Annotated in this window: 11 protein-coding genes; 5 read left to right on the top strand and 6 right to left on the bottom strand. The window is 68.5% G+C overall.

Annotated features, from left to right (window positions below; all coding sequences use genetic code 11):
• Positions 1-567: cyclic nucleotide-binding domain-containing protein (locus VFX14_05060; protein HEU5189039.1), on the top strand; the 567-nt coding region annotated here is incomplete at its 5' end.
• Positions 564-1,613, top strand: coding sequence for an AI-2E family transporter (locus tag VFX14_05055; GenBank protein ID HEU5189038.1), 1,050 nt, complete (start codon positions 564-566; stop codon positions 1,611-1,613). The genes VFX14_05060 and VFX14_05055, both read left to right, overlap by 4 nt.
• Positions 1,614-1,621: 8 nt before the next feature.
• Here VFX14_05055 and VFX14_05050 read toward each other — a convergent pair whose 3' ends face one another.
• From VFX14_05050 to VFX14_05025, 6 genes are all read right to left on the bottom strand, one after another.
• The gene (locus VFX14_05050; protein HEU5189037.1) at positions 1,622-2,356 is read right to left on the bottom strand and encodes an ABC transporter ATP-binding protein; all 735 of its coding nucleotides are present in this window, start codon (positions 2,354-2,356) and stop codon (positions 1,622-1,624) included.
• A gap of 2 nt (positions 2,357-2,358) precedes the next feature.
• Positions 2,359-3,081 (bottom strand): ABC transporter ATP-binding protein, encoded by a 723-nt coding sequence (locus VFX14_05045; GenBank protein ID HEU5189036.1) that lies wholly within the window; start codon positions 3,079-3,081, stop codon positions 2,359-2,361.
• Position 3,082: 1 nt separating this feature from the next.
• Positions 3,083-4,018: a branched-chain amino acid ABC transporter permease gene (locus VFX14_05040; GenBank protein ID HEU5189035.1), complete on the bottom strand. Its 936-nt coding sequence runs from the start codon at positions 4,016-4,018 to the stop codon at positions 3,083-3,085.
• A complete protein-coding gene (locus VFX14_05035; GenBank protein HEU5189034.1) occupies positions 4,019-4,861 on the bottom strand; it encodes a branched-chain amino acid ABC transporter permease in 843 nt (280 codons plus the stop codon).
• A 42-nt stretch (positions 4,862-4,903) separates the two neighbouring features.
• Positions 4,904-6,181: an amino acid ABC transporter substrate-binding protein gene (locus VFX14_05030; GenBank protein HEU5189033.1), complete on the bottom strand. Its 1,278-nt coding sequence runs from the start codon at positions 6,179-6,181 to the stop codon at positions 4,904-4,906.
• Positions 6,182-6,289: 108 nt separating this feature from the next.
• On the bottom strand, positions 6,290-6,652 hold the full coding sequence (locus VFX14_05025; protein HEU5189032.1) for a VOC family protein: 363 nt from the start codon (positions 6,650-6,652) through the stop codon (positions 6,290-6,292).
• Positions 6,653-6,873: 221 nt separating this feature from the next.
• Between VFX14_05025 and VFX14_05020 the strand changes: the two genes are divergently transcribed.
• The 3 genes from VFX14_05020 to VFX14_05010 all read left to right on the top strand — a co-directional run.
• Positions 6,874-7,236: a hypothetical protein gene (locus VFX14_05020; protein ID HEU5189031.1), complete on the top strand. Its 363-nt coding sequence runs from the start codon at positions 6,874-6,876 to the stop codon at positions 7,234-7,236.
• A gap of 29 nt (positions 7,237-7,265) precedes the next feature.
• Positions 7,266-8,294 (top strand): ethylbenzene dehydrogenase-related protein, encoded by a 1,029-nt coding sequence (locus VFX14_05015; protein ID HEU5189030.1) that lies wholly within the window; start codon positions 7,266-7,268, stop codon positions 8,292-8,294.
• Between the two features lie 107 nt (positions 8,295-8,401).
• Positions 8,402-9,401: N-methylproline demethylase (locus VFX14_05010; protein ID HEU5189029.1), on the top strand; the 1,000-nt coding region annotated here is incomplete at its 3' end.

Below are 9,401 nucleotides of genomic sequence, written 5' to 3'. Positions count from 1 at the left end.
ACCCCGCTCGCGCCCCGGCGCCCCCCCGCGGTAGTGCACGCCATACTCGAAGGCCGCTTGCCCCGATGGCTCGCCTGGACCATCGACCCCGAGCAGGCCCGGCGCGCCCCGTTCCTCGCGCACTCGCCCCTCTTCGCCGGGCTGCCGCGCCGGCTGCTGGGCCGGCTGTCCACACGCTTCCTCGAAAAGGACTACGCCCCGGGCGACATGGTCTTCCATGAGGGGGACCCCGGCCGCGCGCTCTTCGTGATCGTGAAGGGGTCCGTGGAGATCACCCGCGCCACCCCGCGTGGCGACCACGTCCTGCGCAAGCTGACCGCCGGGGACGCCTTCGGCGAGATGGCCCTGATCGACGACTCCCAGCGCTCGGGCGGCGCGCGGGTCGCCGAGGCGTCGCGGCTGCTCATCCTCTACAAGACGGACTTCGACGCCCTGATGGACTCGGAGGCGCGCATCGCCCTCGTCATCATGCGGAACCTCTCGCGGCTGCTGGCCTCCTACGCGCGGCAGAATGCCGCCGCCGTGACCGACGCGCGGCCCAGCCCGGGGACGACCGAGCCGGTGTGAAGCCCTTCTGGATCATCTCGATTGCGGGCATCGCCATCCTGGTGTGGCTCGCCCGGGGGCTGCTCCTCCCCGTGTTCCTGGCCATGATGCTGGCGTATCTCCTGAGCCCCCTCATCAACTGGACGGACGCCCTCGCCATCCGCCGGAGCGTGGCGGTGGGCGCGATCTTCTCGGCGACCATCCTGACGGCCGCGCTGCTCGGGATCACGATCGGGCCGCGGGTGGTGGCCGAGACCTCCACCCTGGTGGAGCGCCTGCCGGAGACGATCACGCGGGTGGACGCCGCCCTCGACCGCTCCCTGGTCGAGCTGATGGAGGCGGCGCCGGTCGCCAAGAGCATCCTTCCCCAGGGCGAGCAGTGGCTGAGCAAGCTGCTCCTCAACCGCCCGCCGGAGGAGCCGGGCGAGTTCTTCGAGCACGCGGGGCACCTCTTCCTCCTGTGCATCCTGGTCCCCTTCTTCGCGTTCTTCCTGATGCGGGACATGCCGAGCATCATCACCGGAATCATGAACCGCCTCCCCCCGCAGCACGTGGAGACCTCGGTGGCGGTGTGGCGCGAGCTGAATGGCGTCGTGGGTCGATATATCCGTGGCGTGGTGCTGGACGGGCTCGTGGTGGGCGCGCTGGCCGCGATGGGGCTCTGGGCGCTGCGCATCCCCTACCCCTTGCTGCTCGGGATCTTCGCCGGCGTCGCCAACGTGATCCCGTTCGTGGGCCCGCTCCTCTCCGCGGGCGCCGCCACCCTGGTGGTGCTCCTCTACGCGATGGGCCTGGGCGCGGTGGTGCGCGTGCTGGTGATGTTCCTCTTCATCAAGGTGCTGGACGACACGCTCATCCAGCCGCTGACCATCGGGCGGAGCGTGCACCTCCACCCGGCGGTCCTGCTGGGCTCGGTGGTCGTGGGCAACCACGCATTGGGCGTGCTCGGCATGATCATCGCGGTGCCGGTGGCGACGATCGTGCAGGAGACAGTGCGGCTCTTGCTGGAGCACCGGCGACTGCTCGCGAGCCGCGTCCGGCCTCGCGCCCAGCAGTCCATCGGCTGAGGGGCCCGCTAGACCCCCAGGTAGTACTTCTTCACCAGCTCGTTCTCGCGCAGCTCCTGCGTGCTGCGCCCCTCGAACTCGATCTTCCCGTGCACGATGATGTAGCCCCGGTCGGCGATCTTCGTGGCCTGGTTGAAGTTCTGCTCAGCCATCAGCACGGTGAGCTGGCGCTCCTCCTTGAGCTCCTTGATCTTGGCGATGACCCGGCTCACGAGGATCGGGGCCAGCCCCACCGACGGCTCGTCCACGAGCAGGATGCGCGGCGAGGACATGAGGGCGCGCGCGACCGCCAGCATCTGCTGCTCGCCCCCGCTCATGCTGCCGGCGAGCTGGCGCCGGCGCTGGGCCAGCACCGGGAAAGCCTCGTGGCAGTAGGCGAGGTTGCGCCCGATGTCCGCGCGCGAGCCCCGCCGGTAGGCGCCGAGCAGGAGATTCTCCTCGACCGTGAGCTTGGGGAAGAGGTGGCGGCCCTCGGGCACCAGCGCGATGCCGAGGTCCACGATCTCCTCGGTGGACCGCCGCGTGAGATCGATCCGCTGCCCGTCCAGCTCGAGCGTGATCTCGCCCGCCTCGGGGCGGACCATGCCCATGATGCAGCGGATGAGGGTGCTCTTGCCGTTGCCGTTGGTGCCGAGGAGGGCCACCGTCTCCCCGTCCCGCACCTCCACGTCCACGCCGTGGAGCACGCGCACCGACCCGTAGCCGGCGTGGACGTTCTTGATGGCGATCGAGCTACGCGCCACGGTCACTCCCCAAGGTAGGCCCGCTCCACCGCCGGGTGGCGGACGATCTCGTCCGGGGTGCCCTCGGCGATGCGCTCGCCGGCGTCCAGCACCACGATGCGCTCCGAGAAGCGCATGACCGCCCGCATGATGTGCTCGATCATGATGATGGTGATGCCCTGAGCGTTGAGACGGAAGAGGATCTCCAGGATGTCGTCCACCTCGGTGCTGGACAGCCCCGCCATCGCCTCGTCGGAGATGAGGAGCTTGGGGTGCGCCGCCATCGCGCGCGCCAGCTCGAGCTTGCGCATCTCGATCTGGGTGAGCCCGCCGGGCCGGAGGTGGGTCTTCGCCTCGAGGCCGATATTGCGCAGGATGTCCTCCGCGCTCGCGCTCCCCGGCGCGCCCGCGCGGGCCGCCCCCGCGTACTCCAGCGAGATGCCGAGATTGTCCCGCACCGTCATGCTCGTGAAGGGCTTGGGGATCTGGAAGCTCCGCACGATGCCCAGACGGCTCCGCTGATGCGGCGGCATCCCGGTGATCTCCTGCCCGTCGAAGCGGATGGACCCGCCGTTCACCGGCAGCACGCCGGACACGCAGTTGATGAGGGTGGTCTTCCCGGAGCCGTTCGGCCCGATGAGGCCGAAGCGCTCGCCCGCCTTGACGGACAGGCTCACGCCGTTGAGCGCGGTGAAGCCCCCGAAGCGCTTGACGACCCCCTCGACCTCGAGCAGCGCGGCGGCCACCTCAGCGGCCCCGCACCCGGCGCACGAGGCCCAGGATCCCCTCGGGGGCCAGCACGACGAAGAGCACCAGCACCACGCCCACGATGAAGAGGTTCATCTCGGACGAGATGGTCACGATGGCGATCTGCTGGGCGGTGCCCAGGAGCACGGCGCCGATCACCGGCCCGATCCAGCTCGTGGTGCCGCCGATCATCGGCATGGCGAGGGCGTTCACCGCGTAGTCGAGGGCGAACGCCGAATTGGGCTCGACGAACGTCACGTAGTAGGGAAACGGCGCTCCTGCCACCCCGAGCAGGAAGCCGCTCACCGTGGTCGCGAAGAGCTTGAGGCGCAGGGTCGGCACCCCCATGCACTCGGCCGCCTCCTCGCTGTCCCGCAGCGCGGCCAGCCCGCGGCCGATGCGCGAGCGCTCGATGAAGCGCGCGATGAGCACGGAGGCCACCGCGAGCCCGACCATCACCGTGAAGAGGAAGGTGACGTAGCTGCCGAACGGGGGGCCGGCGGGACGGATCACGCTCGTCCCCCGCGACCCGCCGACGTACTCCCAGTTCATGACGACGGTCTGGAGCATGACCGCGAGGGCCAGGGTGGCGATGGAGAAGAACGTGCCCCGGAGGCGCAGCGTGAGGTAACCGATGCCGAGCCCGAGCAGGGCGGCGACGAGGCCGCCGGCCAGCAGGAGCACGGGCAACGGCGCCTTCACCCACTTGATGAGGAGCACCGCCGTGTAGGCGCCCATCGCGAAGAAGGCGGGGGTGCCGAAGTTCACGTAGCCCGCGTAGCCGCCGAGGATGTTCCAGGCCGTCGCGATCACGATGTACTGCAGGATCACGTAGCCGGCGAAGTAGAAGTACGGGTTCACCTTGAGGGCGGCGAGCCCGACCCCCACCCCGACGATCAGGACCCCGATCAGCAGCGCGCCGAGCCCGCGCCCCATCTAGCGGCCGAAGAGCCCCGCGGGCCGGACGGCGAGCACGATGAGCAGGATGCCGAACGACACCGCGAGGGACCACGACGGCCCGAAGAAGGTGGACATGAGGCTCTCGGCCACGCCGAGGATCGCGGAGGCGACCAGGGTGCCGCCGATCGAGCCCATGCCGCCGAGCACGGTGATCGCGAACATGCGCCCAATGTAGTCCCGGTCCGCGGAGGGAATGACGGGGGCGATGCTGATGAGGAGCGCGCCGGCCAGGCTCGCCGCGGCGATGCCCACGCCGAAGGCGATGGTCTTGATGGTGACGGGATTGGCGCCCATCAGGCGGAGGGCCATGCGGTCCTGCGACACCGCCATGATGGCGCGGCCGTAGAAGGTGCGGCTCAGGAAGAGGTACATGGTGAGCGTCATCGCGAGGCCGACCACGCAGGGCACGAGGTAGCGGAAGGCGATGCCCACCCCCGCGATCTCGAAGGACCGGGTCGTCCACCCGCTCTGCACGAGCCGGTAGTCCACCCCGAAGACCATGCTCAGGCTCACCTCGATGATGAAGAGGAGCCCGAAGAAGAAGACGAGGCCGCGGAGCGATTCCGCCCCGCGGCGCTCGAAGCTCTCGTAGTAGATGCGATACACCACCGCGCCCAGCACGAAGAACACGGGCGTGAAGAGGAGCCCGCACAGGATGGGATCGAGGCCGAAGGCCCCGTTCATGACGTAGGCGGCGTAGGCGCCCAGGATCAAGAACGCGGGCTGCGCGATATTGGCGATATCGAGCAGCCCGAAGATGACCGACACCCCGAGGCTGACGGCGGCGTAGAAGCCGCTCAGCAGCAGCCCGGCGACCACCGCGTTCGCGAGAAGGTCCCAGGAGAACAGAACGGACTCGCGCTAGTTCTTCGCCGCCGCGTACGGGTAGATGATGGTGCCCGACTTGAACTCGTCGGGGTAGAGCACGACCTTCTTGCCCGGCTTCCGGAACTGCTCGGCGCCGCTGCCGTCGATCTTCTGGTACTGGACCATGAGCGTCCGCCCGTGCGCCCACTCGCCGTTCTTGCCGAACTTGATCTTGCCGACGATGGTGTTGAACTCGGTCTTGCGGATGTAGTCGGCGATCTTCTGCTGGTCCAAGCCCTTGGTCGCCTCCACCGCCTGCCCCAGCACCTGCATCAGGGCGTAGGAGTAGGGCGGCAGGTAATATCCGAGCGTGTCGACCTTCTCCTTCTCCGCCCGCGGCTGATACTCCTTGAAGAACTCCTTGATCCCGGGGACGGCCATGAAGGTCGGCTCCGGCGCCCAGAAGTCGTAGTTCACGATCCCGTTCAGCGCGGGGCCCATGCTGGTCATGATCGACGTGAACATGAGGCCCACCATGCCGCCGCCCATGATCTTGGGCTCGAGCTTCACCTCGTGCGCGGCGCGCAGCATGCCGACGGAGTCGGGCGGGTAGGAGGCGATGAACACGATGTCGGGGTTGGTGGCCTTGATGGCCCGCACGATGGGTGTGTAGTCGGTGGTGTTCGGCGGGTAGGTCTTGTCGTAGACCGTCTTGAACCCGAACTTCTTGATGAGCTCCCGCGCGCCCACCAGCGCGTTCTGCGGGTACTCGGCGTCGGCGCCCACGATGGCCACGGTCTGGGGCTTGGGGTTCTGCTTGGCCGCCAACTCGAAGAAGCCGATGGCGGTGCTGGTCTGGGGATCCTCCCCGGCCGGCTGGATCTGGAAATAGTTCGGGTACTGATACTTCTCGTTGTTGGCGAGGCCGAACATGCCCATCAGCGTGAGCTTCCGCTCCATGGCGATGGGCAGGAGCGGCGCGATCAGATTGGTCCCGTAGCCGGACACGATGAGGTCGACCTTGTCCACCTCGAGCAGCTTGGTGTAGAGGCCGGGCACGGTCGCGGGGTTGGTCTGATCGTCGTAGTAGATCAGCTCGACGGGCCGCCCGAGGAGCCCGCCTTTCTTGTTCACGTCGTCCTTCCAGATCTGCATGGCGAGCAGCGCCGGCTTGCCGTTGGCCGAGAGTCCGCCGGTCAGGGCCATCCCGAACCCGATCTTGATGGGATCGGCCGCCCGCGCCGTGTAGGAGGCTCCATCGGCGCCCACCAGCAGCGCCACGACCAGCCCGACCACCACCCAGCCGCGCATACCGGTCCAGGACGACGTCATTGGCCTCTCTCTTTCTGCGCCTCGCATATGTGGATTCTGACGAGGGCGCTCCCGTGGGGCGAGCCAAAGGCTGCGCCATGACCGTGATCTTGTCAAGACGGCCGCAGGCTACGCCCGCCGCTTCAGGGGCTTCGCGAAGGACAGGGCGTGGCCGTCAGGATCGGTGAGGTGGAAGTAGCGCTCGCCCCAGGACGCGTCGCGCGGCGGCGCCTCGGGGGCGAACCCGCCGGCGAGGACCACCGCGTAGAGGGCATCGACGTCGTCGACGTGGAAGATGACGCGGGTGGCGCCGGGGGCCACCGAGGTCTCGTCGCTGCGCGCGAGGTTCAGATGGCCCCCGCCCACGCGGAACGACGTGAAGGCCGCGGCCTCCCCGCCATAGGCCAGCGTGAAACCCAGCGCCGCATAGAAGCGCACCGCCCGGGCCATGTCGGCCGTGAAGAAGGTGACGGCACTGATCGAGCGGATCAGAGGCCCGGCCCGTCCATGCGGGCAGTATCCCACACGCTTCCGGCGCGCACCCGCAGGGCTCGGCCCGAGGCGCGCGCGCCTCACCGAGGCGTCCGCTCCCCGTCGCCAACCACCAAATATGTCAGCCGGCCCGCCCCAAGTAGCTGATTCGACGCCGTTGCTTCCACGAGGCCCGGCGGCATTGGCATTGCACTGGACCTGGGTAGAAGGAGGTGACCGCTATGGACTTTCTGATGACGCCCGAGGGCTGGGACGGAGGGGAAGTGGCCGTGGTACAGACCGTGGCGGACGCCATGGGCTGGGCCTCACTCGCCTGGGCCGCCGGGTTCGTGCTCCTCGCGCTCTTGCTGACGATCTTCGCAACGAGTGTCGTGCGCCGGCGCGCGTTCTGGTGCCCCGGCGTCGCCCGCGAGGTCGAAGTGGATTTCGAGGACCGCGGCGTGCTCGGCTTCCGTCGCCGCGGCGTGCTCACGTGCAGCGCGTTCGAGCACCCAGATGAGGTCACGTGCGAGCGCCAGTGTGTCCACGCGGAGGGGCGGCTCTCGCTGCCATTCGACCCGCCCTACCGTATCCGCCGGGCCTAGCGCTTCGCAAACGAGAAAGGAGACGGCAGATGACATTTTCTCCGAGGTGGGTGGCGTCGATCGTGGCGGTAGCGCTCGGCGCCGCCCTCCCGCTGGCCTCCACCGCGCCCAGCGCCCAGCCTAACGTGCTGACGGCCAAGAAGGTGGCTGCCGCGCCGGCGGTGGACGGGACACTGGACGCGGCCTGGAAAACCGCTCCTCCCCTGACGGTCAAGGTGGTGGGCGGCAAGAACCTGTCCGGCGGCTCCACGGAGGTGTCGCTCCGCGCCGTTTACACGGTCGACACCGTGTACTTCCTCATGCAGTACAAGGACGAGACGAACAGCGTCAAGCGCGAGCCATGGCAGAAGCAGCCCGACGGCTCGTGGAAGAAGCTCGTGGACCCGAATGACAAGGGTGGAGACAACAACCTCTACTACGAGGACAAGTGGGCGATGCTCTGGAACATCAGCTCGCCTGCCTTTGAGCAGCGCGGCTGCTTCTCCGCCTGCCATGTGGGCGAGGGCAAGCCCTTCGGTAACAAGTACACGCCCAGCCCCAACGAGCGGCTCGACCTCTGGCACATGAAGGGCGTGCGAACGGCCCCCGTCAACCAGGTGGACGATCAGTATGTGGACGGCACCCGCTACGACAAGGACAAAGCACCCGAGGCCGGCCGAAAGACCGACCCCAATACGGGTGGGGGCTACACCAATAACGTGAGCGACGACAAGAAGGGGCCGAAGTTCGCCCTTCCCGGCAACAGGCCGGCGCCGCCCTACTGGATCCTGAATGCCGAAAAGGAGCCGTTCGACGATTCGAAGTACAAGGCCAGCGACGAGGTGCCGGGCATCATCATCGCCCCCTTCACCGGCGACCGCGGCGACATCTCCGCCAGAGTCGTCTGGGCTGATGGCGTGCGGACCAGCGTGTTTTGGCGCAAGCTGACCACCGGCAGCGAGTACGACGTGCAGTTCTCCGACCTCAAGAAGGAGTACGCATTCGGCGTGGCGGTATTTGACAACGCGCAGGTGCGCCACGCCTATTCGCCCGGCGTGTTCAAGATGCGCTTCGACTAGAGGCTCGGAGATGCCTCGGGCCTCGCCCGGTCGGGCGAGGCCCGAGGTGCTGTGCGCCCAATAGGGCCGTTGACGAGGACGGCCGCGAGCGTCCATGCTTGAGGCCGATGGCAACCCCATTTCCTCGCCTGTTCTCGCCGCTCCGGGTTGGCGGCCTCACGCTGAAGAACCGCATCTTCTCGAGCGGCCACGCCGAGGCCATGGCCGAGGAGGGCAAGCCCGGTCCGCGCCTCCGCGCCTATCACGAGGGCAAGGCGCGCGGCGGCGCCGCGCTCACCATCATCGGCGGCTCGACCAGCGTGCATCCGTCCTCACCGGCGAGCGCGTGGAACATGATCGCCAACCACGACGACTCCGTGATCGCGGGCTATCGCGGCATCGCGGACGCCGTGCACCGCCACGACTGCCGCGTGATGAGCCAGCTCACCCACATGGGCCGGCGCTCGCAGTCGGACGTGGAGCAGATGCACGTGCTGCTGGCGCCCTCGCAGATCCCGGAGAAGGTGCACCGCGAGGTCCCGCACGAGATCGAGCCCGAGCAGATCGCCATGCTCGTGCGCGCCTTCGGGGACGCCACGCGGCGCTGCCGCGAGGGGGGCCTGGACGGCGTCGAGCTGTCCTTCGCCCACAATCACCTCGTCGACCAGTTCTGGTCGCCCCTCTTCAACCGCCGGACGGACGAGTATGGGGGCAGCCTCGAGAACCGCCTGCGCTTCGGCTTCGAGGTGCTGCGCGAGATCCGCCGCCAGGTCGGGCGCGACTTCGTGGTGGGCGCGCGCATCTCGGGCGACGAGATGACGCCCGGCGGCCTCAGCGCCGCCGACATGGCGGAGATCGCGCGGCGCCTGGCCGCCTCGGGGCTCGTGGACTTCCTCTCCATCATCGGCGGCGGCGCCCACACCGTGCCGCTGCAGGCCCTCGCCGTCCCGAACATGTCGCAGCCCCGCGGCGTCTTCGTGCCGCTGGTGGCCGCGATCAAGGCGGCGGTGCCCGGCATGCCGATCTTCCACGCCGGGCGCATCGTGGATCCGGCCCACGCGGACCAGGTCATCGCCGACGGCCAGATCGACATGGTCGGGATGACGCGCGCGTTGATCGCCGATCCCG

The sequence above is a fragment of the Candidatus Methylomirabilota bacterium genome (assembly GCA_035764725.1).
Taxonomy (GTDB): Bacteria; Methylomirabilota; Methylomirabilia; order Rokubacteriales; family CSP1-6; genus DASRWT01.
This window is presented reverse-complemented; position numbering and strand designations above follow the sequence as displayed.